The organism is Chitinibacter tainanensis DSM 15459 (assembly GCF_000429785.1).
In the GTDB taxonomy this organism is placed as follows: Bacteria; Pseudomonadota; Gammaproteobacteria; order Burkholderiales; family Chitinibacteraceae; genus Chitinibacter; species Chitinibacter tainanensis.
Map to the genome: position 1 here is coordinate 376,230 of NZ_KE386952.1, position 24,290 is coordinate 400,519.

A 24,290-nucleotide genomic window follows, 5' to 3' on the forward strand; every position below is an offset into this window, starting at 1 on the left:
TATGCCCCGTGTTGAATAACCACCAACCCTGAGCATTATTTATGTTACGTATTACCGAACTCAAACTGCCGCTGGATCACAGCGACAGCGAATTACGCGCAGCCGCCTGTCAGCGCCTGGTTATTCAGGAACAAGACCTACTGGATCTGCTGGTCTTCAAGCGCAGCTACGATGCGCGCAAGGGCCAGATGATGCTGACCTATATCCTAGATCTCACCTTGCCGGCCGCCCTGCTGGCCAAGCTCTTGCAGCAAAATGCCAACGATCCGCATATTCTGCCCACGCCTGATACCAGCTATCACTTTGTTGGCCAAGCCCCGGTACAGTTGGCACATCGCCCGATCGTGATCGGCTTTGGCCCCTGCGGGATTTTTGCTGCCCTGCTGCTAGCGCAAATGGGCTTTAAGCCGATTGTGTTGGAGCGGGGCAAGAAAGTACGCGAACGCACCCAAGACACCTGGGGCCTGTGGCGTAAAAATCAGCTCAACCCCGAATCGAATGTGCAATTTGGTGAGGGCGGCGCGGGGACATTCTCCGATGGCAAGCTGTATAGCCAGATCAAAGACCCGCGCCATCTGGGCCGCAAAGTGCTCACCGAATTTGTGAAAGCCGGCGCGCCCGAAGAAATCCTGTACGTGGCCAAGCCGCACATTGGTACTTTCAAGCTGGTGGGCATGGTCGAAAAAATGCGCGCCGAGATCGAGGCACTGGGCGGCGAAATTCGTTTTCAGCACCGCGTAACCGATCTCTTGCTCGAGCCAATGGCCAATGGCCAGCAGCAATTGCGCGGGGTACGCGTCGAAGCTACCCATGCCGATGGCAGCAAACATCACGAAGAATTGCGCAGCGAGCACGTGGTGATGGCGCTGGGGCATAGCGCCCGCGATACCTTCAGCATGCTGCATGAGCGGCAAGTGTTTATGGAAGCCAAGCCATTTTCGGTAGGTTTCCGGATCGAACACCCACAATCGCTGATCGACAAAGCCCGCTGGGGCAAATACGCCGGTCACCCGATTCTGGGCGCAGCCGATTACAAACTCGTACACCACGCCAGCAATGGCCGCGCGGTGTATAGCTTCTGTATGTGTCCGGGCGGCACTGTGGTGGCCGCCACCAGTGAAGAAGGGCGCGTGGTGACCAATGGCATGAGTCAGTATTCGCGCAATGAGCGCAATGCCAATTCGGGCCTGGTGGTGAGTATCAATCCGGAAGACTATCCGGGCGGCGCACTGGCCGGCATTGAATTTCAGCGCCAGCTGGAAAGCCACGCTTATGTGCTGGGTGGCAGCAATTACAACGCGCCGGCGCAATTAGTGGGCGACTTTATTGCCGGGCGCGCATCCAGCAGCGTCGGCAGTGTCGACCCCTCGTACAAGCCGGGCGTCAACTGGACCGATCTGGCCACCAGCCTGCCTAGCTTTGCCATCGAAGCGGTGCGCGAAGCGCTGCCCGCCTTCGGCAAGAAAATCCACGGCTACGATATGCACGATGCAGTGCTCACCGGCGTAGAAACCCGCACTTCATCACCGCTGCGCATTACCCGCGGCGACGATCTGCAATCGCTGAACGTACGCGGTCTGTATCCGGGCGGCGAAGGGGCAGGCTATGCCGGCGGGATTTTATCCGCCGGGGTCGATGGCATTAAAGTGGCCGAAGCCGTGGCGCTCGACATGCTGCGCTAAGGGGTATCAGGCTGCAAGCCTTTTATTTTAAAGCCTACATAGCAATACGGCGGCGGGTATATCCCGCCGTTTTTTATGCGCGCTTAATCCCGGAAATTGGCAATTTTCACTCTTTGTAATACTAAGTGGAACTTTTGCACAAACTACGTAGTAATGTTACTTTTTGGCATGACGTTGTGATTTCGCCGGCGTAATCTTCATTCATGCAATGCAGCAAGACAATTTAATTTCCAATTAAGTTTAATTACGTCATAGGTGAATCAAATGTCAATTCAACACACAATCAGCTGTCGCATTACCACCCTCGCCGTAGCCAGCGCTATTGCTTTTAGCTCAATGACTGCCGGCGCCGCCAATAATGAATTTCAATACCTCACCAATAATGGCATCCAGAATAGCCATAATGCCTTAGAAGGCCGCGGTTATCAGCAAGTGCATAGCGAAATCAATAATAATCAAAATCAAGTCGTATGGTGGAATAGCCAACAAAAAGATTGTGTGGTCACCAATGAACGCTTTGGCAAAACCACTTCTGTTTATGATGTCTCTAAAAGCGATTGCGACCCTTATATTCGCAAAGAATCCGGCATGAGCCCGATGGTAGGTTTATTGGCCGGTGCGGCCGCCATTGCTGGGATTGCCGCCATTGCCAATCACAATAAACATAAACAAGAAGCGCGCGATAATGAAGCCCGGAATAACGAAGATTACGAACAAGGCTATCAAGATGGGCTTGAACGCTATCACCGTTATGGCAGCCATTCAGATGCCTACAATAATGGCTACGAAACCGCCCGCCGTGAACGCGAAGAACGCGCCTCATCACGCTACAGCAATAACTACAATAATTACCACAACGATTACAACCATCACTTTGGCGCCCCGCATGAATCGCGCTATGTCAAAGTAGCCGATTTGTACAATCTGCGCGCCTCAGCCGGGGAGCAAGAATTGATCAATCGCGGTTTTCACGCGATTGATGGCGCCAAAGGCTGGCGCAGCAGCAGTGTGCTGTGGGTGAATGAAGATGCACAAGAGTGCGTGAGCGTCACCACCAAAGATGGCCGTTTCCAAATGCCGGCGATCGTCGCCATGAGTCAGTGTGCTTAAACACAATCGGCTGGTAGCTGGGCGTTAAATTGTCATCTATTTGACCTAGCATTAATCGCGGCGTTAAATTGCAAAGCTCGTCAGGTTTGCCGCAAAACGCCCAGCTGCAGCACCTTCAAACGCCATCGGAGCGAGTGATGATGACCCATCGCAATACCGCCTTCCCCCTGCGCCAGTTGAGCCTAGCACTCACCGTGCTGGCTACGCTGGGGATGCAGGGTTGTAGTAGCGTTCCCCCGCAGCAGGCCATGGGCCCCGCGACTATTGATAACAACTTCGGCCTGCCGGTCGGCTTCTCGACCCAGAAAATGGATCTGACCGCCGACCCGCGTGTGGATTTTGCCCGCTATGCCGGCGGCGGCTTCCTGGCCGCGGCGCAGATTCCCGGTGATTTGCCGCGCATTTCCAGCTTTGATGTCCTTGCGCGTCGTACTGACCGGCAATTACAAGCGCTCATCGAGCAAGCCAGCCAAGTGAGCGCACAAGCCAGCAAGGGCAGTGTGCTGCAACAGGTTGGCGATTTTTACGCCTCAGGCATGAATGAAGCCCAGTTGCGCAAAAACGGTAATGCGCCGCTGCAGCCGTATTTCCAGCGCATCAATCAGGCCACTGCGGGCGCTGATTTTGCCCGCATGCTGGCCGAATTCACTATCACGCTGAATGATTCATTCATGTTTGCCACGCAGGTGGCCGGTGATACGGCCGATCGGCAGCGCAATGCGATCTACTTTGCCGACGGCGGGCTGTTGCTCAGCAGTGATAATTATCTCAAGCCCGACAATGCCGCGATCCGCAGCGCGTATGTGAATTACATTCGTGACAATCTGCAGCTGGCGGGTATCAGCGCCACCGAGGCGCAGCAGCAAGCCGAGCAGATTTTAGCCATCGAGCGTCAGATTGCCGCGAAAAAACTCACCCCAGTGCAAAAGCGCGATCCAAACCTGCGCTATAGCAAAATGCCGTATCGCCAATTGCAGGCTGAACTATCCAATTTTGATCTGGACGCATTTTTCCACACCTTGGGCTTGCCTACCGATCAAGACGTGATTGTGGTGGAGCTGCAGGCGCTGCGCGAACGCAATGCTATTTTGCAGCAATATCCACAAACCACCATTCAGGCCTACCTGCGCTGGGAATTCCTGCGCCATACCAGCGCCTTCCTTGATCCGGCGTTTGATCAGCCACGGCAAGCCTTTAGCGATGCGCTGTATGGCCCTAGCGTTGCGCCAAGCCGCGCCGAGCGCATAGCCCGCTTGCTACCCGCCCAACTGGGGCATCCGCTGTCGAAGCTATATGTCGATCGTTATTTCCCGGCGGCCAATCAGCGCGCAGTTGAAGAAATCACCACGCTGATCAAGCAGGAATACCGCCAACAGCTGGTAAATAATGATTGGCTCAGCACGCAAACCCGGCAAAACGCGCTGGATAAATTCGACCAGATCACGCTGAAAGTGGGCTACCCCAGCCATTGGATCGATTACAGCTCAGTCGAAATTCGCCGGGATGATTTCTTTGGTAATGTGTTGCGCATCAATCGCTTCCAAGCGTTACGCAATCTGCGCCAGTTCAATCAGCCGGTGACGCAAGATGAATTTGCGATGCCTGGGCAAACACTGCCGATCGACATCAATGCCGCTTATGACTCGTCGCGCAACGGCATCGAAATCCCGGCCGCCTTCCTGCAAGCGCCGCTATACGATGCCAAAGCCGACCCGGCGGTGAATTTCTGCGGTATGGGCGCGGTGATTGGCCATGAGCTCACGCACGGCTTTGATGCCACCGGCCGCAATTATGATGGCGGCGGCAATGTACGCAACTGGTGGAGCACGCAGGACGTGCAAAACTTCGTGAGCCGTACGGGCAAGCTCGTGCAGCAAGCCAATCGGTATTCGGCTGGCCCCGGCTTGCAGATCAATGGCGAGCTAGCGGTAGGCGAAAACCTCGCTGATGCCGGCGGGCTGGCGCTGGGCTACCGTGCGCTGCAAACCTATCTGCGCGCGCACCCAGAGCAAAACCGCAGCATTGATGGCTTTACGCAGAGCCAGCGCTGCTTCCTTGCCTGGGGGCAACTCTGGGCATCCAAAGCCAAACCGGAATGGCTGAAACAATCACTGGCAACCGATCCGCACCCACCGGGTAACTATCGTAGCTACGCCCCAGCCCAGCATCTGGATGCCTTCTATCAGGCTTTTAACATTCAGCCCGGCGACCCGATGTGGCTCAACGAAGCTGACCGCGCCAAGGTCTGGTAAACCCCGCTTTCAGGCCAGCACCTGCGGCTGGCCACTTTTTGCAGCACCACGACTTCAATGACAAGGAAAACACCATGAAAACACTACTTCTCGCTAGCGCCGCTATCTTGTGTGCCGGTATCGCCCACGCCGAAATTCCAACCATGAACTACAGCTGCCCGACCGGCATTGAGTTGCATGTCGACCAGGGTGGCTATGCCTACCTGAACGGCAAAAAAGCCAAGCTAAAAGTGACCAGCAAAGATTATTTCACCGTCAGCGGTAATGGCGTGTCGGTGGATGTGATGACCAATCCGGACGGCACCCGCACCGTCAGCTACACCGGCAAACATGGTGCCAATGGCATGTGTTCGGAAGCCAATTTCAGCGCCGCAGCCGCCACCACCCCAGCACCGAAAAAAGCCGGCCCGATGCCAAAAAACATGCCTGCCTATTGCAAAGGCGAAGCCGCTGGCCAGTTTAATACCAAGCCAATTTATATTCAGGTGGGCAAACCTTTTGCCACCGCCACCGGCTACGCCATTAAAGGCACCGGTGATTTAGGCAATCAGGGCAAAAAGCCATTCCAGTGCAATTTTGACCAGAACGGCAAGCTGCAAAATTTTCAATCACTGGTGAATGAAGGCAGTCTGTAAGAGCGTATTGCCTGCAAAGGAAAACAAATAAAGCCCTACAAAGCAATACAGCGGCGGGTATAGCCCGCCGCTGTATTTTAAGGCGCTGGTAAATGCTTATTGTACGGCGGCGACTTTCTGCTCAGCACTTGGGGCACTGGCAGCTGGCGCATTGGCTTTTAGCTTGGCGCGTTGCCATGCCGCCAAGAGCTCGGTGTTGATTTTATCTGCATGCTGCCGTAGCTGACGCTGCGCCATGGCCGGTACTTTCTCCGCATCGGCCAACACCCCAGCCCAGGTCATATAAGTTTCTTCTTTGGCGGGCTGAAACGTCACCAGCTCCTGCCCCAACACAACCCGCGCGGGATTGCCCACCTGCACGCTGTATTTGGTGATCACAATCGGTTTAAACGAATCAGTGGTACCAACTGCGCCATACCCAGTCACGGATTCCAACTCAACCCGCGCCTGCTTATCAGCCAAGGCAGCTGGCGCCGCCGCGCCTGAAGCGGTGCTGGCGCGTGCAAGCAGTTTTACTTGTGCGCCGGTTTCCTGGGCAATCTTGGCACCGATGTATTCAGCCTGCACGCGGTTTACATCCCAGTCGGCCGCTTTGCCTTTAATGGTTTTATCCAGCGCCTCGGTGCGCTCGAGATTTTTCGACGCGACACCGGCTTCCACCGCCTGATCAATGGCTACCGCGGCTAACAAGCCCAATGGCCCTAATAAGCCGCCCAAATTACCCAAGCCAGTGGCCCCACGGCCCGTATATTTGGTGACCAAGGCATAATTAGTGGGCGTATAGCTGATCACCACTTCATTAAATGGCTCAATGCTGGGTTCTACTTTGGCAGTCGGCTTGGTGGATGTGCTCGCACAACCCACGAGCGTGATAGCAAGGGCGGCGGCAGTCAACAGTTTGCAGTTCATAGCAGGTACATCTTTCCCAATAGATTGTTCGTAAGCAAAATGAAATTTTGTAGAGGCAATACATTAGCACAATCTAATATTCAAAAGGGGTAAAAACCGCCGAATTGCTGACAAGGCACGACACTTATCGCATAGCGCAAACGCGCTCATCGTCGCAGCGGGGCCGAACGAAAACAGAAGAAATGCGGTGTACGGAGAGGGCGCAGCACACTAACGGTGCCGCCAAGAGAAGCCAATGCAGGCTGGCGATCGGCAACAAAAAAGCCGCTTCGCAGCGGCTTGTTTGTGAGTGGCAGGGGAAGAAGGATTCGAACCTTCGCATGCCGGAATCAAAATCCGGTGCCTTAACCAACTTGGCGACTCCCCTACACAGGCTGCGCAGTATATATAGCCTAATTCAGCTTGGCAAGCCTTTTTTGAAAATATTTTTGCCCGGCGGTTTAGGCCGCGCGATAACGGGTGGGGTCGGCCACGCCGGCGGCGGAAAAACCGGCGGCGCGCAGGCGGCAGGCATCACACAGGCCGCACGCTTCGCCGGCCTCATTCGCCTGATAGCAGGTGGTGGTGAGGCTGTAATCCACGCCCAGTTTCAGCCCTTCGCTAATGATCTGCGCCTTGGTCAAGCGAATGAGCGGCGTGTGGATATGCAGCGCCGAGCCCTCTACGCCCACCTTGGTCGCCAAGCGTGCCATGGCCTGAAAGGCCGAAATGTATTCGGGGCGGCAATCAGGGTAGCCGGAATAATCCACGGCATTCACGCCGATGTAGATGTCATCGGCTTTCAGCACTTCGGCCCAGGCCAGTGCAAACGACAGCAGCACGGTATTGCGCGCCGGCACGTAGGTCACCGGGATTTCATCTTCCTGCACGCCACTGGTGGGCACTGCGATATTGCCATCGGTGAGCGCCGAGCCACCAAAAGCCGCCAGATCGATTTTCACCACGCGGTGCTCAATTGCCCCGAGGCTCGCGGCCACGCGCTTGGCGGCGGCCAGCTCGGCGTTATGCCGCTGGCCGTAATCAAATGACAGGGCATAGCAGTCAAAACCGGCGGCTTTGGCCATGGCCAGACAAGTGGCCGAATCCAGGCCACCCGATAATAAAATAATCGCTTTTTTGTTCATGTTTGGCTCCTTAGCATGGGTATAGTTGGCAAAGCTAATTAATAAAATACTTAGCGGTCTATACCCCCGGTTTTTCACCCCAAAGGATTTTGTGCAGCTGCACTTGCACGCGCACCGGCAGCTTGTCGGCGATCACCCATTCGGCCAGCTCCACCGGCTTGAGGCTTTCCCATACTGGCGAGAAAATCACCGGGGCTTTGTGATGCAGGGATTGGGTCAGCACCAGCTCGCGCGCCCATTCGTAATCACTACGATCCACCAGCACGAATTTAATTTCATCGTGCTGGTTCACGGCTTCCAGATTGGCCCACAGCATATTGGGCAGTTCGCCGGATTTGGGGGTTTTGACATCCAGAATGCGCGATACACGCGGATCGACGCAATCAATCGGCTGGCCGCCGCCGGTTTCGGTGCTGACGCTATAGCTGGCATCGCATAGGCGCTTAAACAGCAGATGCACCGGCTTTTGCGCCAGTGGCTCGCCACCGGTCACACAGACGGTAGGACAGCCATAGCTTTCCACCTGCGCCATGATGTCATCCAGGCTCATGGTTTTGCCGCCGGTGAAGGCATAGGCGCTATCGCAGTAGGTGCAGCGCATCGGACAGCCGGTGAGGCGGATAAACACGGTGGGCAGGCCCATCCGGCTGGTTTCGCCCTGCAGTGAGTGAAAAATCTCGGTAATACGCAAACTTTCGCGCATAAACACTTCGTCCTTTCCAGAAAAACAGTCTGGGGGAAGCAAACAAAAAAGGCATTGAACGAGGCAATGCCGCAGGCTGGCCGGCAGGCGAATCCCACCCCAGTATGCTCGGCATTTTATACCTGTAAGCGAACAAGATACAGGCAGGATTACCCTAGCCGGCGCCAGGCAGACGACTGTCGGCTGGGCGGTGCTGTATGGATTTTTACACTGGTATGCGCCCGGCATTCGGCGTCTAATAGAGAACCACTCTCATTTTCTCTGCCGCACCACGGGATAGCCCCACTGGCTCTCACCTCCCCAGCCGCGGCAGCATAAACGTATGACCACAACGACCCCACCGCACAGCCGCTTTGCCGGCTGGATTTTATTGCTGGCCGCGCTCACCGCGCTGGGCCCGCTATCGATTGATATGTATTTGCCGGGCTTGCCCGCCATCGGCCATGAGCTGCACGCCGGCGATGGCACGGTGCAGCTCACGCTCGCGAGCTATTTTATTGGCCTGGCTATCGGGCAGATTTTGTATGGGCCGCTGTCCGATCATTACGGCCGCAAACCGCCGCTGTTACTCGGCCTCGGCGTCTATCTGCTTGCCTCACTGGGCTGCGCGCTGGCCAGCAGTATCGAAGCCTTGGTGGCGCTGCGCTTTTTGCAGGCGCTGGGCGGCTGCGCCGGGATGGTGATTGCGCGGGCCGTGGTGCGCGATCGCTGCGACCCGCGTAGTGCAGCGCAGGTGTATTCATCATTGGTTTTGGTGATGGGGATCGCCCCGATTCTGGCACCGCTACTGGGTAGCTGGGTGGTCACCACGCTGAGCTGGCGGGCGATTTTTGGCTTGCTAGCCGGCTTTGCGCTGCTGTGCCTGCTGGCCATGCATTACCTGCTGCCAGAAACCCGCCCCGCCGTGCAAGGGCAGCGGCTCGCACTGGGCGATACTTTGCGCGCCTATCGCGGCTTGCTGCGTGATCGGCATTTTATGGGCTACGCGCTCACCGGCGGGCTGGCGGTCGCCGGCTTGTTTGCCTACATTACCGGCTCGCCGATTGTCATGATGAAGGTGTATGGCCTGAGCCCCACGCATTACAGCCTGACCTTCGGCAGCATCGCCGCCTGCTACATTCTGGCCAGCCAACTGAATGCCCGCGCGCTGAAAACCAGCTCGATTGATCTGCTGCTGCACCGCGCGAGCTTGGCCCTGGGATTGGCCAGCGGCACCTTGCTGGTGTCCAGCCTGATTACACATCCACCGTTCTGGTTGGTGGTGGGCTGTATTTATCTGTATCTGCTGGCGCTGGGCTTTGCCGCCCCCAATGCCACGGCCGGGGCACTGGCTCAGCATGGCCAGCAAGCGGGCCTGGCCTCGGCGCTGATGGGCACGCTGCAGTTTGGCATTGCCACGCTAGCCGGCGTACTAATGGGGGTATGGCACGATGGCAGCAGCCTGCCCTTGGCGAGTACTTTGGCGGTATGCGGCATCGGCGCGCTGCTGGCTTATCGGCTGGTAGCCATCAAATTACAGCCGTAAATGCGACTTAGGGGTATTGCTCTCAAGTCAAATAATATCAATTCTTGCACAGCAATACCCACCAAGAAACTAACGGCTCAGTTGCCGCTGTTGCTGAACTCGACGCCACAGCAGCAGCAAACCCATCGCCCCCAGCACCGCGGCCACCAGTTGCAACACGCCGCCGTGCAAGCCCAGTAATGCGAGCAAGCCACTGGCCAACCAGCTACCGGCAAGCCCCACCAAACAGGTGGCCAACCAGCCGCCCGGATCGCGCCCTGGCAGCAACCACTTCGCCACAGCGCCAATCAGCAAACCTATCAATGCGGCAAAAAATACCCCCATGACACTACCCATTACGATTGCTGTTTCCATGATGCACTCCTTCGATTCGAGCAATTAACAACGAAAACTACCTCTCACTGGTGAATAACCACCAGGTCACCAGCCCCGCCACCAGCAGCACGGCCAGCTGTAATAGCGGCAAAATCACCAAAACAATGGGCCCCTGCGGATCTGGATTGAGATACACCACATCCAGCAGCACAATCGGCCCTTGCACGGCGGCAAGGCTTGCTGCGACTTGCCACGCGCCCCGCCCCTTTGCGCCAATGAAACGCACGCCGGCCAGCATCAGCAAATACGGCCAGCCCAACCAGCACCACCACCCCAGAGGATAATGGCCCAGCTGCGCGAGCAAATATCCAGTCGCACCACCGGTGGCAAGAAGCCAGACACCGCAGCCATACCGGGCCGCCCAACTCTCATCCGGGCTGATCAAGATCCGCATCTGAGCCTCCTTCGTCGCCACCGGCATTACAGGCAGGCACTGTTATCCACCACATTGACATCGCTATACCGCCCCTGCCGGGTAGTCACTTGCACACATTCGCGGGCAGCGCCGTTCCACCACGTGGTGTAGCTGCGATGCCAGCCTTTTTCGCCATCCACATTGTGAAAACCACGCGATTGCAACTCGGATTCACCATAGGAAGCCCGGATGCCTTGCAAATCTTCAACATCCACAAAGTACCGATGCTGTTGCTCATTCATGTCGTCATGTTGATGCTTATGCCGCTGATGATTAATCAAGGCAGCAACGCCGACCGCCGCAGCGACGCCCAATCCGAGGGCAACGGCGTTGCTTTTCGAGCCGCCGCCATCGGCGTATTTTTCGCAATCCGCACGTGGGGTATTGCGCAGCGATTGATAGGTGTAGCCGGTTTGATAGGCGGTGATGCAATCCTGCGTACTGGCATTCCACCAGGTATCCCATTTGTCATCGCCCGAAGTTTCGGTATGCACTTGGCTATAACCCGCCTGCGCTAATTGATCGGCCACTTTGCGATTATCTCGCCCAGCCAGATAGCTAAAATCACGTGCTTGGGCCTGAGCCAGCAGGAATGGATTGGCGAGCAACGCCACCAACAAGCTACTAGCAATCGAGGAGTAGGTTTTCATTTTGATCTCCTTGCTTGAGAACATAGAACTAGCAATGGGTGTGGCAACTTAGCGCGATTCGCCCACGGTCAATAAGGCTTTCATTTCGGTAGCAATCAGCTCGGCCAATGGGCCCAACACAATTTGGATGTGCTGCTGATCGAGCTTGATCACGCCAGCGGCGCCCAAGGCTTTCAGCTGGGCTTCATCAATCTGGGCGGTGTCGTTAACGGTGAGGCGCAGCCGGGTAATGCAGGCATCAATTTGCTGCAGATTCGTAGCCCCACCTACCACGGCCAGATAGGCCATTGCCAGCGCCGTTTTGTCATTACTGGCTGGTGCGCTGGGCACCACTTCTTCGGCTTCCCGCCCCGGGGTTTGCAAGTTAAAGCGCACAATGGCCCAGCGGAAAGCGGCAAAATACAGCCCAAAAAACACCAGCCCCTGCAGCAGCAACATATACCAGCCCGTGGCGAGCGGATTCTGGCTCGACAACAAGAGATCAACGAAACCCGCGCTAAAACCAAACCCCGCCATCCAGTGCATGCTGGCCGCGATATACAGGGAAAGCCCTGTCAGCACAGCGTGCAACACATACAGCGGCGGCGCGGCAAACATAAAGGCGAATTCCAGCGGCTCGGTAATTCCAGTAAAAATCGATGACAACGCCGCAGTGGCCATGAGCGCCCCGACTTTGGCACGGTTTTCCGGTTTTGCACTCTGGAAGATCGCCAGTGCAGCGCCGGGCAGGCCAAACATCATGATGGGAAAAAAGCCCGCCTGGTACATGCCGGTAACCCCTGGAATAGCGCGGCCTTCGGCAATGGCCCGTGCCCCGCCCAAGAAGTTGGGAATATCGTTAATCCCGGCCACGTCAAACCAGAACACCGGATAAAACGCGTGGTGCAAGCCAATGGGAATCAGCAAGCGATTGATCAGGCCAAATAAGCCCGCTCCCACTGCGCCGAGGCTACTGATCTGCTTACCGGCACTGATCAAACCTGCAAACAGCCATGGCCAGATCACCAGTAGCGGCAGGGCCAGCACTAACATGGCCAGCGACACCAGGATGGGTACTAGACGTTTGCCAGAGAAAAAGGCCAAACCCGCTGGCAACTCGGTTTGAGCAAAGCGGTTATACAAGGTCGCCGCAATGACCCCACACAAGATCCCAATGAATTGATTATTGATTTTGCCAAAGGCCGGCGAGACTTGCGCCAGCGGCTGGCCCTGGATCAGAGCCACGGCATGCGGGCTGAGCAAGGTAGTTAGCACCAGAAAACCTACGACCCCGGCCATCGCGGCTGCGCCGTCTTTGTCCTTGGACAGACCATAGGCCACACCAGCGGCAAACAGAATGCTCATATTATCGATAATGGCACTACCGGCCCCGCCCAGCGTGCTGGCAAACGGATGGTCACCCCCACTGGCCGACTGTAGCCAGTAGCCAATCCCCATCAGAATGGCCGCAGCGGGCAGAGTGGCCACGGGCAACATCAACGCCCGCCCGATTCTTTGCATATATCCAATGATATTCATGATGAACTCCTCAAGCGCTTAAGGCAGACGGCTTGACTTAGCCTTCTGCCAAATTTGGTCTTAGCGCCGACACAAGGTACTGAGATTGCGACCCGATGCCGGATTCATCGGTGTGCCATTGATGCGATTCACGATGTGAACGGTATCGGGCTGATCAGTGAAGTAATACGCGCCTACGCCTTCAATCCAGCGGGCGTCGTTGTTGCGGCAATCCACTTCATAAGTACCGATGGTAATAAAGCGCTTGCCATTGAAGTCCCGGGTCACCGCCCAATCTTCAACTACCACGCCGTTGTCCCGTAGATCAACCAGCCGGACAAACTCTTTGTCACTGATTTGGCGCATATCCCGCTCGATACTGCGGGTATTGAAGGTTTGCCCCGGGTAATACTGCATCGCGCTGGCGCCAAATGAAGCCAGACCCAAAACGGCGGCTAAAAGTAGCTGTTTCATGCTGAATTCTCCTGTGTTGTGAATTGACAGAGACATAATATGCCGATCGAAAATTCACTTCAATACACAAACGAATTGTTTTGCATGTAAAAATTGCACAACCACCACGTTGCAGGTAATAAAAAAGCCAGCGCTTTGGCTGGCTGATCTGGCTATCTACATCAAATACTTAACTCAAGGTGCCGCCCCGCCAGACCACGAGGCCCAGCACCAGCAAACTGGCCTGCGCCGGCAGCTGCACTGCAAAGTAGCGGCTGTGGTCGGGATTATCCGGCTGCAGCGTAATGTAATCAGGGCTCAGCCCGATCCGCCGAATCATCACCGCCCCATCCATCGCCACCGCAAAAATCTGTCCAGCACAGAGTTCGGTCCGCGCGCGGTCGATGAGCACCCAGTCGCCTTTTTGAATCGTGGGCGCCATCGACTGATGGGGCGCCACTGCCGCGATCAAAGTAGCCGGATCAGCAGCCAACTGACGGGCTAGCACCGCTGAAAACCCCAGCCCCTGCGCCGCAAAGTGCGGCTGTGTATCCACAAAACCCTCAATGACCGGGATCGCCACCAGCGTTTCTACCGCCGCTTCGGCCACTGCCCGGGCACCTGGGCCGGCCTCGAACTCGCTCACACTAAGCCCCAGTGCATCAATCAACTTGCGCAAGGTTGCCGCCCGCGGCGAGGCAGTATCGCCAGACAAAATACGGTGCACTGTTGGCTGTGGCACACCGGCCCGCTCACCCAGTTGAGCCTGGCTAAGCCCAAAATGTCGCATCCATTGTCGTAATGCTTCAGAATTATTCATTTTCGTATAATCGATGTATTTTCAAACATATTAATACATTTTTCACGCTGCAGGATAACAACCTGCCGTTTATGCCACGTGCCCCCTATCCCGCGCCACCTCTAGATCATCCCCATGCTCAGTGCCCACACCCAAACATCGCCCATAAAAAAGATCGCCCGCAGGCGATCTTTTTTATGGCAGCGGCTTGCCCATCGGCACGCCAATGCTTAGTTCGGCGCCGCCAGTGCCTTTTTGGCCTTGGCTGCCGCTTCGGACTGTGGATAACGCTCGATGATATTGATCAGGTAGCTGCGCGAGCCCTTTTTATCGCCGGTTTGCGCGGCGACCGAGGCAAGGCCCAGTAGCGCATCGGGGGCTTTGGCGTCGTCTGGCGCGTTTTCGACCACGTTTTTAAACGCAATCGCGGCAGATTTATAGTCTTTGTTAAAAGCGTAATTCATGCCCATCCAATACTGCGCGGCCGGCATTTTGTCGCTATTGGGAAAGTCGGCCACAAATTTGGCCCAGGCGGCGCCCGCTTCTTTGAATTTCTTGCCTTGTACCAGCGCGACGGCGGCGTCGAAGCTTTCTTGCTCGGTGGCTTTAACTTCGGCTTTGGCCTCGGCCTTGGCTTGCTCCAGCGCACGCAGGCGGGCATCCAGATCGACATATAGGTCTTTCTGGCGTTTTACCGCTTCTTCGAGGCTGAATTGCAGGTTTTCGTTCGCCCCACGCAGCTGGGCGATTTCGTCTTTTTGCTGATCCAGCTGGCGCACCAGATCGAGTACGCGCTTATTACTGGCCTCGAGCTGCTCCAGCCGTTGCTGGTTTTCCTGCTGCAGTCGGGTCACATTATTGGTTAAATCAGTGATCTGCTGACGAGCCACATTATCGTCAAACAGACCAGCCTGAGCCTGCAGCGACAAGCCAGCCAGAATCAGGGCCATCAGGCTACGTTTCAGCATTTGCATGATTCAAATCCTTCAGACAATAAACACAAACCCCGCCAGGCGGGGTTTGTTTGGTGCAATACGCCCCAGCACAAACATTAGGCAAGAGCGTAGGGCAGGCGGTCAACTCAGGGCAAGCCCCTTATTTGCTTTGTTCGCCGTTATACACAATTTCCGCGCGGCGGTTACGTTCCCACGCTTCTTCGGTATCGCCATTTTCCAGCGGACGCTCTTTACCAAAGCTCACCGCTTCGATCTGGTCGGCATTCACACCCAAGGCGCTCAGCATTTTAGCCACGGCTTCGGCCCGTTTCTGACCCAGCGCCAGATTGTATTCGGCAGTACCACGATTGTCGGTGTGGCCTTGCAGAATGATCTTGTAATCACGGTTCTGCACCAGGAATTTAGCGTGAGCCTGCACCATTTCGTCGAAGTCTTTCTTCACGGTGTATGAATCGTAATCGAAGTACACGCGACGTTGTGACAGCACATTGTTTGGATCAGTCAGGCGTGGATCCAGTTTCACCCCGGTGGTGCCGGTGGTATCCACGGTTTTGATCTCGCTACCGGTGTTAGCACTTGGCGCTGGGGTGGCGGCGGTGTTTGGCGTCGTCACAGGAGCAGGGGTAGTTGAACACGCTGCCAGCAGGGCAGTCATCAATACACTCAGGGCAATCTTTTGCATCGCACTATTCCTCATTATTGAAAAGACAAAACACACTCGAACCACTTACCGCAGCATTGGCCCCCAGGCAGGCTGGCGCACTTCGCCGCCCTGCGCTTTTAGCCGCTGTTTCACCCGGCCATCGGCCGAAACAATCGCCAGCTGGCCACGACGACCCACATCGGTTTCGTACAGAATCATCTGGCTATTGGGTGCAAACGATGGCGAATCATCGGCATTGGTATCGGTCAACACCATGCTCTGGCGGCTGGCCAGATCCATAATCGCCACCCGATAGCCATTGCTGCGGGTGATATAAGTCATCGAACGACCATCCGGCGACAACTTGGCGCTGGCATTGTAGGGGCCTGAATTGGTCAGCCGTACTACATCACCACCGCTGACTGACATCCGGTAAATCTGCGGGCTACCACCGCGGTCCGAGGTAAAGATGATGTTCCGACCATCCGGGGTAAAAGAAGGTTCCGTATTAATTTCACCGGTCTGGGTCAGGCGGCGCGGATTGGTGCCATCAACGTTCACCAGATAAATCTGGCTGCCGTAATCTTTGGTCAGCACCACTGCCAGCTGGCGGCCATCTGGTGACCAGCCCGGCGCGGAGTTAGAGCCTTTGAAGTTAGCCGCTTGCCAGCGTTTGCCTGTCGCCAGCTCATGCACATACACCACCGGCTTTTCGTTCTCGAACGAGACATAGGCCAGTTTGCTGCCATCTGGAGACCATTTGGGCGACATAATCGGCTGGCGCGAAGCCAACACGGTTTGCGCACCATAGCCATCCGAATCGGCCACTTGCAGCTGATGACGGCCCGGGGTTTTCAGTACATAGGCGATGCGTGAGGCAAAGCTGCCGTTTTTACCGGTGAGCTTGGCGTAGATCATGTCGGCGATCTGGTGCGCCAGCCGGCGGGTTTGCGCGGGATTACCGCGTTTTTCAAACGCGATCAGCTCTTGCTTGGTGGCCAGATCGACCAGCCAGAAACGCACCACCACTTGCCCAGCATCGGGCACGATCTGCCCTACCAGCGCGGTTTGCGCACCCTTGGCCTGCAACGCGGCATAGTTGATCTCGCCCGAGCTATACGGCAGTGGCGCCACATCGCCGGCACCAATCACCTTGAATAAACCGCTATTGGTCAGATCAGAGCCCACCACCGGGGTGATTGGCTGCTGCATGCCAATTTCGTTTTTAAAAGGCACGATGGCGATGGGGTATTGCTGGCTGCCGACCCCCACTACTTCAATGGTCATATCGGCACGCGCAGCGCCACCGAGCAGCAAAGTGGCCAGCAGCAGGCTACGTACAAACAGTTTCAGCATCTTCATCTTGTCTCACTCATCACAAGGTGTTGCAGCGTTTTGCCCGCTTAATCCAGGCGGAATTTAATCGTCCAAGTGCGCAGCGGGCCACTGAAAGTCTGCCCATCTGGCAATGGCGGAAAGCGCCCCATGCTCAGAATCGCCCGCTTGGTGGCCTCGGCATAGGCCGGATCACCAGTCGCATTAAGCTGCTGCAGCTGATCCTCCAAAATCGAGCCATCTGGCAGCACAATCACGCGGAATTCCGCAGTGGGGTTACCCCCCTTGCTATACACCGTACGCGATTTAATTTGCTGGATCAGCCGGCCTTTGTAGGATTCGATCCCCGACAGATTATTGCCGCTGCCTTTACCCGGCCCGCTATTGCCAGTGGCATTCGGATTAGTACCGGTACCGCCAGCTTTACCGCCGGCAACCGGCTTGCTATCACTCTTGTTGCTAGCCACTACGTTGTCGAACGACAGCGCATCTTGCAGCTCGCTGGATTTCTTCGGCGCAGCAGTCGGCTTGGCTTTCGGCTGCGGTGTGGCCTTGGCCGGCACCGCCGTTGCTTTTGGCTCCACAGTGGCTTTCGGCGTTGGCGTCGGTTTGGGCGTCAGCAGCGGGGTAGCGGTCGGCTTGGCCGTTGGTTTGGGCGTGGTTTTCACCTGTGCCGTCTGAATATCAACTTTTTCCGGCACCACTTCCGGCTCGGGCGGCGGCTGTTTCACTGGTTTGGCGTTCACCGGCTCGACCGGCGGCTCTGCCGGTGCCGCCGGTGGCGGGCCGCCCCATAGCTCAACCTGCACCGGTTGCGCCGGTTTGGTTTTCCACTGCACCGACAGCAGCAAGACACCAGCCAGCAACACGTGCATCAACACCGCTAGCACAAAGGCTAGGCCGCGTTGCTCGGCATGGGCAGGGTTATGCACTGGACTCATTGTTTCGGCTGCACCATCAAACCCACGCGAGCGATATTTTCGCGCTGCAATTGATCCATGGTTTGCACCACGACTTCGTATTTCACGTTTTTATCCGCCGAAATAATTACCGGCCGCTCTTGGCCAGCCAAGCGGGTTTTGATGCTGGCCACCAGCGCGCTGACATTCGCTTGCGGCTCGGCCTTGCTCCCCGGGGCATCCACCAGCCCCAGCGCGCCCTCGGCCGAGATTTCTACCGTTAGCGGCTTGGCATTCACTTCGGTATTGGCTTTACCCACGCTGGGCAAATTGATCACCGAGGGCTGCATCATGGGTGCCGCCACCATAAAAATCACCAGCAGCACCAACATCACATCGATGTAGGGCACCACATTGATTTCGCTTTTGGCGCGACGGGGTCGACGATTACGCATGCCACCACCGCCTTAGCGCACTTGGCGCTGCAGTACGTTAGAAAACTCTTCGATGAAGGTATCAAAACGATTGGCGAGGCGATCCACATCGTAGGCAAAGCGGTTGTACGCCACCACAGCCGGAATCGCGGCAAACAGACCAATCGCCGTCGCCACCAGCGCCTCGGCAATGTGTGGCGCCACGGTCGCCAGCGTGGCTTGGCCGACATTACCCAAGCCTTTGAACGCGTACATAATCCCCCACACGGTACCAAACAGCCCGATATACGGGCTCACCGAGCCGACCGAGGCCAGGAAGGCATTGTGTTTATCCAGGAAATCCAGCTCGCGCTGACACGAAGCCCGCATCGCCCGGCGCGTACCTTCCATCACATCCGATAATTCCATATTGCCGCGCTGGCGCAGCTTGAGAAATTCGCCAAAGCCGGCTTCAAAGATTTTTTCCATACCGATGCTGCGCGAGCGTTTAACCTGCTCATACAGTGCGGAAAGATCCGAGCCGCTCCAGAAGCGGTCTTCAAATTCTTCGGTGCTTTTTTTGGCATTGGCCAGCGTGAAATGCTTGCTGAAAATATGCCACCAGGACATGAAGGACAGCGCCAGCAGGATCACCATCACCAGCTGCACGACAAAACTCGCCTGGATAACCAGGTTGATAATCGACATATCTTCAACGCCAGTGCTCACGGGGTCACTCCAAAATCCTGAAAATTAAACAAATCGGCTGTCAAAATAGAAACTGCGGCCGGCGAAAAGTTCAGCCGGCAGCGTGGGCAGTGTAGCGCAGGGTCACGCACGGGGCTGTTAGCCAGCGCATGCTGCGACAGTGCCATGGCTAGTTATTGTGCATAAAAAATGCCCCGTCTGGGGCATTGTTGTGTGAAATTACCGTTATTTACTCGCTGTCTCCAGCAGATTTGGGCGGATTTAGCCCGAAATGCTGATAAGCCCCTAGCGTGGCCATCCGCCCGCGCGGGGTGCGCTGCAATAAGCCCTGCTGAATCAGGTAAGGTTCCACCACCTCTTCGATGGTATCGGTGGATTCACCAATCGCCGCGCCGACATTATCCAGCCCCACCGGGCCGCCGCCGAATTTTTCCAAAATTGCCAGCAGCAATTTGCGGTCCATCACATCCAGCCCGCCCGCATCTACATCCAGCATTTGCAAGGCGGCATCGGCCACTTCGCGGGTCACCAGACCATCGTGCTTCACCTCGGCAAAATCGCGTACGCGGCGCAGCAGCCGGTTGGCGATCCGCGGCGTGCCGCGAGAACGACGAGCGATTTCAAATGCGCCATCGTCGGCCATTTCCACATTCAGCAAGCTGGCCGAACGGCTGACGATGCGGGTGAGCTCTTCCGGGGTATAAAACTCCAGCCGCGCCACAATGCCAAAACGATCGCGCAGCGGATTGGTCAACATACCTGCCCTAGTCGTCGCCCCGACCAAGGTAAACGGAGGCAAATCCAGCTTCACCGAACGCGCGGCCGGGCCTTCGCCGATCATGATGTCGATCTGAAAGTCTTCTAGCGCCGGGTAGAGAATTTCTTCCACTACCGGCGAAAGGCGGTGAATTTCGTCGATAAATAGCACATCGTGCGGCTCTAGATTGGTGAGCAAGGCCGCCAGATCACCGGCACGCTCCAACACCGGGCCAGAGGTTTGACGCAGATTCACCCCCAGCTCGCGGGCGATAATATGCGCCAATGTGGTTTTGCCCAAGCCCGGCGGGCCAAACAGCAGCACATGATCGAGCGCCTCGCCGCGTTTTTTGGCCGCCTCGATAAAAATCTCCAGCTGGCCGCGCGCCTTCATTTGGCCCACATATTCATCCAGCTGCTTGGGGCGCAGCGCGCGCTCCAGCTGCTCTTCATTGCTGGAGATTTTCTGTGTGGTCACCAGCCGCTCGGGCGGGGCAGAAAACAGCGAATCGGTTTCGATCATCGTGATACCCATGCTGGTATATACACACCAGCCAGATCAGTTATAAGTTACAGAGCAATACCCTAGGCTTTAGCCAGCGATTTCAGTGCCAGGCGGATACCATCGCTCACCGACGCATCGGCCGGCAGGGTTTTCATCGCCAGATTGGCTTCGCGCTCGTTATACCCCAGCGCCAACAGCGCATTCAGAATATCACTGCGATCATCCGGCGTGGTGGCCAATGGCAACTCGCCCGGCATACTCACCAACCCGCCGGTGGCCAGCTTGCCGCGCAATTCCAGCACCAGCCGCTCGGCCGTTTTCTTGCCGATGCCCGGCACGGCCGACAAGCGTTTGATGTCTTCCGAGGCCACCGCCAGCGCCAGCTCATCGGCGGTCATACCCGATAACACCGCCAGCGCGATCTTGGCACCGATGCCGGTGACTTTAATCAGTGAGCGAAAGGCATTGCGCTCTTCGCGCGTCGCGAAGCCGTACAGCAGCTGCGCGTCTTCACGCACCACCAGATGGGTAAAGAGGGTTGTCGCTTCGCCCAGATGCGGCAGCACATAAAACGTGCTCATCGGCACATCCACTTCATAGCCCACGCCGCCGACATCCAGTAGGATTTGCGGCGGCTGTTTTTCCAGCAGTTTGCCCGTCAGGCGACCAATCATGATGAGACTCTGCGCCAAGCGCCAAGGTGAACGAACGTACAGTATACCGGCCACAAGGCAAAAACCAAACCGGTGCGGCGCGCGCTGCGGCATTCATGCGTAGCCAGCAGTGTTACCGGCCAAATTTACAGCAGGGTATAGCGCCAAAAACCAATTAGGATAATGCCTACATGGCAATACCCTAGGCCATGCGCCCACGCTTCATCGACATCCGATAAGCCGCCAGCTGCTTGGCCGCGCCCCCTTGATGCTGGGCATGGGTAAGGGCCACCCCGAGGGCATCGGCCGCATCCGCTTGTGGCACGCCGGACAGGCGCAGATGGCGTTGCACCATCAAGCCCACTTGCTCTTTATCGGCATGGCCATTGCCGACCACCGCCTGCTTGACCTGCAAGGCGGTGTATTCCGCCACCGGCAAGCCCGCCAGCACCAGCGCGGCCACACAGGCGCCCCGCGCTTGCCCCAGCATCAGCGTGGCGGCCGGGTTTACATTGACAAACACTTGCTCGATGGCCGATTCGCTGGGCTGATAGGTGGCCACAATTTTCTCGATACCATCCAGAATAATGCGGATACGGTCGGCCAGCGCGCCGCCTTGGGTTTTGATACAACCCGAGGCCACATAAATACGCTCTTGGCCCACCACATCAATCACCCCAAAGCCGGTGGTGCGCGAGCCGGGGTCAATGCCGAGGATGCGGGCGCGACTCATTCGCTGGTGAGGGTTTGCCGCTCGAAAGTCCAGGTGCGGGTAATGACCAGCACTGTCGCCGGCTTGCCGCTGGCGTCGAGCATATCGGGTGGCAGGCGCGAGAAAGGTGCCGCCATTTTGAGAATACGCAGTGCAGCGGCATCCAGCTCGGCATTGCCTGAGGACTTATCAATCTGCGAGCTGAGCATTTGCCCATCCGCGCCGATCTCAACCGTCACGCGCAGCTGGCCGTAAATCTTGCGCCCGCTGGCATCCACCGGATAGGCCATGGTGCCGATTTTTTCGATTTTTTGCCGCCAGCCATCCATATACATGGCCACGCTGGTTTGCTTGGCGCGGGCGCCAACAAAGGCTTTGCGCGGCTTGCTTTGATAATCGTGATTTTGCTTGGCGATCTGCGCAGCCAGCGCGGCGATTTCCTGCTGGCGGCGGGTTTGTTCTTTCAGGGTTTCCAGATCCAGCGGCGCTTCCGGCGCGGCTTCGCTGTTTTTTTGCTGGCTGGGGGCGGCGGGCGCCGGTTTAAGTTGCGACATCAGCCGCACATTTTGTTCTTCCAGCTGCTTGAGCTTGGCTTCCACTTGCTCCAGCTCAGGGTCGCTGGGCTTGGTTTTGGCCGGCAGCGCCGATTTCACCCGATGATTGGCCGCATCGGTATTACCGCCGCCATCCAGATCAACCTGGGCCTCTACTTCGGCATTGCTGGGCTTGGTGGTGGTTTTTTGATTCACCAGCACCACTTCCAGCGGATTTTGCGACAGCAATTGGCGTGGCGAGGGCAGCACAAATTTGATGCCGAAAATAGGAAAGGCGTGCAGCACCAGCGATATCAACATCGCGGTGACCATAAAACGTTGCCCCCGATCCATTTAGCTCTTCCCGCATCCGATTTTGCACAATCGCGCGAGTGTAGCACAGCCATCCCCGCCGCCACTGTGGCGGGCGCAACTTGGCTAAAGCGGAGTAGAATGAAAGGAAGGAAAACGACACGGATTGATGATTATGCGCAACACTTTGATGCTGATGCTGCTGTTAGCCTGTGGGCTAAGCCACGCCGCCGAGGATGGCGCAAAAGTAGCCGCTAAATATAACTGTCTGGGCTGTCATGCCGTGGATAAGAAAATCGTGGGCCCAGCCTATAAAGATGTCGCCAAACGGTATAAAGGGCAGAAAGACGCCGAAGCCATGCTGATGGCCGAAGTGCGCAAAGGCCTGCCGGGCGGCAAGTGGGGGCAGATCCCGATGCCGGCCCAGCAAATCGAAGATAAAGATTTACGCACGATTATCCGTTGGGTTTTGGCACAGTAGCCCCCATATAGCGAAATCGGCAGGGTGTAGATTTAACGGGATTGTCATTCAGGCCGTATTGCCATCCCAACCCCAGTTAGATTAAGCTGCCCCTCCTATTGGGTTTGCTTAGTTTGTAAGCGGACAATTCAAAGAAAAGCGAGAAAAATCATGGCAAAACTCACGGAACAAGACATCCGGAACTGGAATGGTCCCGAAGATGACTACATGAATGCGGCTCATCTCGAGTTCTTCCGCGAGCGTCTGTTGCAGATGAAAGCCGAGCTGGTTGCCAATGCATCGCAAACGACCAACCACCTGCAAGAGCAGGAAGCGACGCCTGATCCGGCTGATCGCGCCACGCTGGAAGAAGAATATGCACTGGAATTGCGCACACGCGATCGCGAACGCAAACTGCTGCTGAAAATCGATTCGACGCTGCGCAAGATCGACGAAGACAACTACGGTTACTGTGAAGACACCGGCGAGCCAATCGGTTTGCTGCGTTTGCTGGCCCGCCCAACGGCTTCATTGTCGCTGGAAGCGCAAGAGCGTCGCGAGCGGCAGAAAAAGCAATACGCTGACTAAGGCTGGCGCATGAACGACGCCACGCTGGCGCAAGCCCGCGAGCTGCTTAGCAAAACCCGCGCCCGGCAAACCCCGGCGCGGGTTCATATTTTAGCGACCTTGCTCGGCGCGCAGCGCCCGCTGTCGCACCAAGATGTGCAAGAGCTGCTAGAGCCGAGCCTCGATCGAGTCACCGTTTATCGGGTGCTCGACTGGCTTACCGCTGAAAACCTCGCCCACAAGCTAGCGGGCGATGACCGGGTCTGGCGCTTCTCCGCCGCCAAAGCCCCGCACCATCACGCGCATTTTCACTGTCAACAGTGCGGTAAATTCTACTGCCTGGAAGACATTCGCACCGATTTGCCGATGGCCCTGCCCAAGCATTTCGTAGCCGACTCGGTGGAAATCACCGTCAAAGGCCTGTGTGCCAGCTGCCAAACCAGCTAAGCAGCGGCAGCCTGCGCCGCCGTTTGGCTTGCCGCCCGGCGCGTAAGACGCTAATCTGTTCCCTTTAAGAGATACAGGCAATCACCGATTGCATCTGACTGCTGACTGTTGATCTACTCAGCCACAGACGCGCCGCGATGACCACCGCGGCAGTCAACGACACACCACCGTGATGTTGAGATCGCGCCCCAATATACCGTACCAGGGTATCTTGCTATAGACCAAGGGCGAGCAGCACTCTAAGACAATACTTCGATTGCAA

Annotated in this window: 27 protein-coding genes and 1 tRNA gene; 8 read left to right on the forward strand and 20 right to left on the reverse strand. The window is 56.6% G+C overall.

The features are described from left to right. Window positions 1-41 precede the first annotated feature (41 nt). From G482_RS0114190 to G482_RS20500, 4 genes are all read left to right on the forward strand, one after another. On the forward strand, window positions 42-1,682 hold the full coding sequence (locus G482_RS0114190) for an NAD(P)/FAD-dependent oxidoreductase (RefSeq protein WP_028450583.1): 1,641 nt from the start codon (window positions 42-44) through the stop codon (window positions 1,680-1,682). 264 nt (window positions 1,683-1,946) lie between these two features. Next, the gene (locus tag G482_RS0114195; protein WP_028450584.1) at window positions 1,947-2,792 is read left to right on the forward strand and encodes a hypothetical protein; all 846 of its coding nucleotides are present in this window, start codon (window positions 1,947-1,949) and stop codon (window positions 2,790-2,792) included. Window positions 2,793-2,929: 137 nt separating this feature from the next. After that, on the forward strand, window positions 2,930-5,044 hold the full coding sequence (locus G482_RS0114200) for a M13 family metallopeptidase (protein WP_034619755.1): 2,115 nt from the start codon (window positions 2,930-2,932) through the stop codon (window positions 5,042-5,044). A 74-nt stretch (window positions 5,045-5,118) separates the two neighbouring features. After that, window positions 5,119-5,679 carry a hypothetical protein gene (locus G482_RS20500; RefSeq protein WP_211227634.1) on the forward strand — a complete coding sequence of 187 codons (561 nt, stop codon included), beginning with the start codon at window positions 5,119-5,121 and terminating at the stop codon, window positions 5,677-5,679. Window positions 5,680-5,775: 96 nt separating this feature from the next. Here the strand turns inward: G482_RS20500 and G482_RS0114210 are convergent, their stop codons facing one another. The 4 genes from G482_RS0114210 to queE form a co-directional block, all read right to left on the reverse strand. Continuing rightward, window positions 5,776-6,588 carry a hypothetical protein gene (locus G482_RS0114210; protein WP_028450586.1) on the reverse strand — a complete coding sequence of 271 codons (813 nt, stop codon included), beginning with the start codon at window positions 6,586-6,588 and terminating at the stop codon, window positions 5,776-5,778. Between the two features lie 290 nt (window positions 6,589-6,878). Then, window positions 6,879-6,955 (reverse strand) — tRNA-Gln (locus tag G482_RS0114215). A gap of 73 nt (window positions 6,956-7,028) precedes the next feature. Continuing rightward, window positions 7,029-7,712, reverse strand: coding sequence for a 7-cyano-7-deazaguanine synthase QueC (gene queC, locus G482_RS0114220; RefSeq protein ID WP_028450587.1), 684 nt, complete (start codon window positions 7,710-7,712; stop codon window positions 7,029-7,031). Between the two features lie 58 nt (window positions 7,713-7,770). After that, window positions 7,771-8,415 (reverse strand): 7-carboxy-7-deazaguanine synthase QueE, encoded by a 645-nt coding sequence (queE, locus tag G482_RS0114225; protein WP_028450588.1) that lies wholly within the window; start codon window positions 8,413-8,415, stop codon window positions 7,771-7,773. Between the two features lie 322 nt (window positions 8,416-8,737). Here queE and G482_RS18880 point away from each other — a divergent pair, with 322 nt between their 5' ends. Continuing rightward, complete coding sequence (locus G482_RS18880; protein WP_034619756.1) at window positions 8,738-9,940, forward strand: Bcr/CflA family multidrug efflux MFS transporter; 1,203 nt, start codon at window positions 8,738-8,740, stop codon at window positions 9,938-9,940. Window positions 9,941-10,009: 69 nt separating this feature from the next. Here the strand turns inward: G482_RS18880 and G482_RS0114235 are convergent, their stop codons facing one another. The 16 genes from G482_RS0114235 to G482_RS0114315 all read right to left on the reverse strand — a co-directional run bounded on the left by G482_RS0114235 (window position 10,010) and on the right by G482_RS0114315 (window position 22,596). Further along, window positions 10,010-10,294 carry a GlsB/YeaQ/YmgE family stress response membrane protein gene (locus G482_RS0114235; RefSeq protein WP_051259056.1) on the reverse strand — a complete coding sequence of 95 codons (285 nt, stop codon included), beginning with the start codon at window positions 10,292-10,294 and terminating at the stop codon, window positions 10,010-10,012. Window positions 10,295-10,331: 37 nt separating this feature from the next. Further along, the gene (locus tag G482_RS0114240; RefSeq protein WP_028450590.1) at window positions 10,332-10,709 is read right to left on the reverse strand and encodes a hypothetical protein; all 378 of its coding nucleotides are present in this window, start codon (window positions 10,707-10,709) and stop codon (window positions 10,332-10,334) included. Window positions 10,710-10,735: 26 nt separating this feature from the next. Beyond that, on the reverse strand, window positions 10,736-11,380 hold the full coding sequence (locus G482_RS0114245; RefSeq protein WP_034619757.1) for a hypothetical protein: 645 nt from the start codon (window positions 11,378-11,380) through the stop codon (window positions 10,736-10,738). A 48-nt stretch (window positions 11,381-11,428) separates the two neighbouring features. Continuing rightward, window positions 11,429-12,898, reverse strand: coding sequence for an N-acetylglucosamine-specific PTS transporter subunit IIBC (gene nagE, locus G482_RS0114250; protein ID WP_028450592.1), 1,470 nt, complete (start codon window positions 12,896-12,898; stop codon window positions 11,429-11,431). Window positions 12,899-12,958: 60 nt separating this feature from the next. Continuing rightward, entirely contained in the window at window positions 12,959-13,351 is a 393-nt protein-coding gene (locus tag G482_RS0114255) for a hypothetical protein (RefSeq protein ID WP_028450593.1), read from the reverse strand. A 169-nt stretch (window positions 13,352-13,520) separates the two neighbouring features. Beyond that, window positions 13,521-14,150, reverse strand: coding sequence for a LexA family transcriptional regulator (locus tag G482_RS0114260; RefSeq protein ID WP_028450594.1), 630 nt, complete (start codon window positions 14,148-14,150; stop codon window positions 13,521-13,523). A gap of 209 nt (window positions 14,151-14,359) precedes the next feature. Continuing rightward, the gene (gene ybgF / locus G482_RS0114265; protein ID WP_034619759.1) at window positions 14,360-15,103 is read right to left on the reverse strand and encodes a tol-pal system protein YbgF; all 744 of its coding nucleotides are present in this window, start codon (window positions 15,101-15,103) and stop codon (window positions 14,360-14,362) included. A gap of 121 nt (window positions 15,104-15,224) precedes the next feature. Then, entirely contained in the window at window positions 15,225-15,767 is a 543-nt protein-coding gene (gene pal, locus G482_RS0114270) for a peptidoglycan-associated lipoprotein Pal (protein ID WP_028450596.1), read from the reverse strand. Between the two features lie 45 nt (window positions 15,768-15,812). Continuing rightward, the gene (gene tolB, locus G482_RS0114275) at window positions 15,813-17,090 is read right to left on the reverse strand and encodes a Tol-Pal system beta propeller repeat protein TolB (protein WP_028450597.1); all 1,278 of its coding nucleotides are present in this window, start codon (window positions 17,088-17,090) and stop codon (window positions 15,813-15,815) included. A 41-nt stretch (window positions 17,091-17,131) separates the two neighbouring features. Beyond that, window positions 17,132-18,004: a cell envelope integrity protein TolA gene (tolA, locus tag G482_RS19805; protein WP_028450598.1), complete on the reverse strand. Its 873-nt coding sequence runs from the start codon at window positions 18,002-18,004 to the stop codon at window positions 17,132-17,134. Then, window positions 18,001-18,417 (reverse strand): ExbD/TolR family protein, encoded by a 417-nt coding sequence (locus G482_RS0114285; RefSeq protein ID WP_028450599.1) that lies wholly within the window; start codon window positions 18,415-18,417, stop codon window positions 18,001-18,003. Before G482_RS0114285 ends, tolA begins: the two co-directional genes overlap by 4 nt. 12 nt (window positions 18,418-18,429) lie before the next feature. Further along, window positions 18,430-19,104: a protein TolQ gene (gene tolQ, locus G482_RS0114290; RefSeq protein WP_441302973.1), complete on the reverse strand. Its 675-nt coding sequence runs from the start codon at window positions 19,102-19,104 to the stop codon at window positions 18,430-18,432. Between the two features lie 208 nt (window positions 19,105-19,312). Continuing rightward, a complete protein-coding gene (ruvB, locus tag G482_RS0114300; protein WP_028450601.1) occupies window positions 19,313-20,362 on the reverse strand; it encodes a Holliday junction branch migration DNA helicase RuvB in 1,050 nt (349 codons plus the stop codon). Between the two features lie 62 nt (window positions 20,363-20,424). After that, window positions 20,425-21,018, reverse strand: coding sequence for a Holliday junction branch migration protein RuvA (ruvA, locus tag G482_RS0114305; RefSeq protein WP_028450602.1), 594 nt, complete (start codon window positions 21,016-21,018; stop codon window positions 20,425-20,427). A gap of 181 nt (window positions 21,019-21,199) precedes the next feature. Then, the gene (gene ruvC / locus G482_RS0114310) at window positions 21,200-21,730 is read right to left on the reverse strand and encodes a crossover junction endodeoxyribonuclease RuvC (RefSeq protein ID WP_028450603.1); all 531 of its coding nucleotides are present in this window, start codon (window positions 21,728-21,730) and stop codon (window positions 21,200-21,202) included. Further along, window positions 21,727-22,596, reverse strand: coding sequence for a cell envelope integrity TolA family protein (locus G482_RS0114315; protein ID WP_051259057.1), 870 nt, complete (start codon window positions 22,594-22,596; stop codon window positions 21,727-21,729). The genes ruvC and G482_RS0114315 overlap by 4 nt, the downstream gene beginning before the upstream one ends. Window positions 22,597-22,729: 133 nt before the next feature. Here G482_RS0114315 and G482_RS0114320 point away from each other — a divergent pair, with 133 nt between their 5' ends. From G482_RS0114320 to G482_RS0114330, 3 genes are all read left to right on the forward strand, one after another. Further along, window positions 22,730-23,035: a c-type cytochrome gene (locus G482_RS0114320; RefSeq protein WP_028450605.1), complete on the forward strand. Its 306-nt coding sequence runs from the start codon at window positions 22,730-22,732 to the stop codon at window positions 23,033-23,035. Between the two features lie 150 nt (window positions 23,036-23,185). Beyond that, window positions 23,186-23,602 (forward strand): RNA polymerase-binding protein DksA, encoded by a 417-nt coding sequence (gene dksA, locus G482_RS0114325; RefSeq protein WP_028450606.1) that lies wholly within the window; start codon window positions 23,186-23,188, stop codon window positions 23,600-23,602. 9 nt (window positions 23,603-23,611) lie between these two features. Beyond that, window positions 23,612-24,028, forward strand: a complete 417-nt coding sequence (locus G482_RS0114330; protein ID WP_028450607.1) for a Fur family transcriptional regulator — start codon at window positions 23,612-23,614, stop codon at window positions 24,026-24,028. Window positions 24,029-24,290: the final 262 nt, after the last annotated feature.

Bases quoted from the DNA above. Each gene is read 5' to 3' on its own strand.
- G482_RS0114190 (WP_028450583.1), top strand. From the start codon at position 42: ATGTTACGTATTACCGAACTCAAACTGCCGCTGGATCACAGCGACAGC.
- G482_RS0114195 (WP_028450584.1), top strand. From the start codon at position 1,947: ATGTCAATTCAACACACAATCAGCTGTCGCATTACCACCCTCGCCGTA.
- G482_RS0114200 (WP_034619755.1), top strand. From the start codon at position 2,930: ATGATGACCCATCGCAATACCGCCTTCCCCCTGCGCCAGTTGAGCCTA.
- G482_RS20500 (WP_211227634.1), top strand. From the start codon at position 5,119: ATGAAAACACTACTTCTCGCTAGCGCCGCTATCTTGTGTGCCGGTATC.
- G482_RS0114210 (WP_028450586.1), bottom strand. From the start codon at position 6,588: ATGAACTGCAAACTGTTGACTGCCGCCGCCCTTGCTATCACGCTCGTG.
- queC (WP_028450587.1), bottom strand. From the start codon at position 7,712: ATGAACAAAAAAGCGATTATTTTATTATCGGGTGGCCTGGATTCGGCC.
- queE (WP_028450588.1), bottom strand. From the start codon at position 8,415: ATGCGCGAAAGTTTGCGTATTACCGAGATTTTTCACTCACTGCAGGGC.
- G482_RS18880 (WP_034619756.1), top strand. From the start codon at position 8,738: ATGACCACAACGACCCCACCGCACAGCCGCTTTGCCGGCTGGATTTTA.
- G482_RS0114235 (WP_051259056.1), bottom strand. From the start codon at position 10,294: ATGGAAACAGCAATCGTAATGGGTAGTGTCATGGGGGTATTTTTTGCC.
- G482_RS0114240 (WP_028450590.1), bottom strand. From the start codon at position 10,709: ATGCGGATCTTGATCAGCCCGGATGAGAGTTGGGCGGCCCGGTATGGC.
- G482_RS0114245 (WP_034619757.1), bottom strand. From the start codon at position 11,380: ATGAAAACCTACTCCTCGATTGCTAGTAGCTTGTTGGTGGCGTTGCTC.
- nagE (WP_028450592.1), bottom strand. From the start codon at position 12,898: ATGAATATCATTGGATATATGCAAAGAATCGGGCGGGCGTTGATGTTG.
- G482_RS0114255 (WP_028450593.1), bottom strand. From the start codon at position 13,351: ATGAAACAGCTACTTTTAGCCGCCGTTTTGGGTCTGGCTTCATTTGGC.
- G482_RS0114260 (WP_028450594.1), bottom strand. From the start codon at position 14,150: ATGAATAATTCTGAAGCATTACGACAATGGATGCGACATTTTGGGCTT.
- ybgF (WP_034619759.1), bottom strand. From the start codon at position 15,103: ATGCAAATGCTGAAACGTAGCCTGATGGCCCTGATTCTGGCTGGCTTG.
- pal (WP_028450596.1), bottom strand. From the start codon at position 15,767: ATGCAAAAGATTGCCCTGAGTGTATTGATGACTGCCCTGCTGGCAGCG.
- tolB (WP_028450597.1), bottom strand. From the start codon at position 17,090: ATGAAGATGCTGAAACTGTTTGTACGTAGCCTGCTGCTGGCCACTTTG.
- tolA (WP_028450598.1), bottom strand. From the start codon at position 18,004: ATGAGTCCAGTGCATAACCCTGCCCATGCCGAGCAACGCGGCCTAGCC.
- G482_RS0114285 (WP_028450599.1), bottom strand. From the start codon at position 18,417: ATGCGTAATCGTCGACCCCGTCGCGCCAAAAGCGAAATCAATGTGGTG.
- ruvB (WP_028450601.1), bottom strand. From the start codon at position 20,362: ATGATCGAAACCGATTCGCTGTTTTCTGCCCCGCCCGAGCGGCTGGTG.
- ruvA (WP_028450602.1), bottom strand. From the start codon at position 21,018: ATGATTGGTCGCCTGACGGGCAAACTGCTGGAAAAACAGCCGCCGCAA.
- ruvC (WP_028450603.1), bottom strand. From the start codon at position 21,730: ATGAGTCGCGCCCGCATCCTCGGCATTGACCCCGGCTCGCGCACCACC.
- G482_RS0114315 (WP_051259057.1), bottom strand. From the start codon at position 22,596: ATGGATCGGGGGCAACGTTTTATGGTCACCGCGATGTTGATATCGCTG.
- G482_RS0114320 (WP_028450605.1), top strand. From the start codon at position 22,730: ATGCGCAACACTTTGATGCTGATGCTGCTGTTAGCCTGTGGGCTAAGC.
- dksA (WP_028450606.1), top strand. From the start codon at position 23,186: ATGGCAAAACTCACGGAACAAGACATCCGGAACTGGAATGGTCCCGAA.
- G482_RS0114330 (WP_028450607.1), top strand. From the start codon at position 23,612: ATGAACGACGCCACGCTGGCGCAAGCCCGCGAGCTGCTTAGCAAAACC.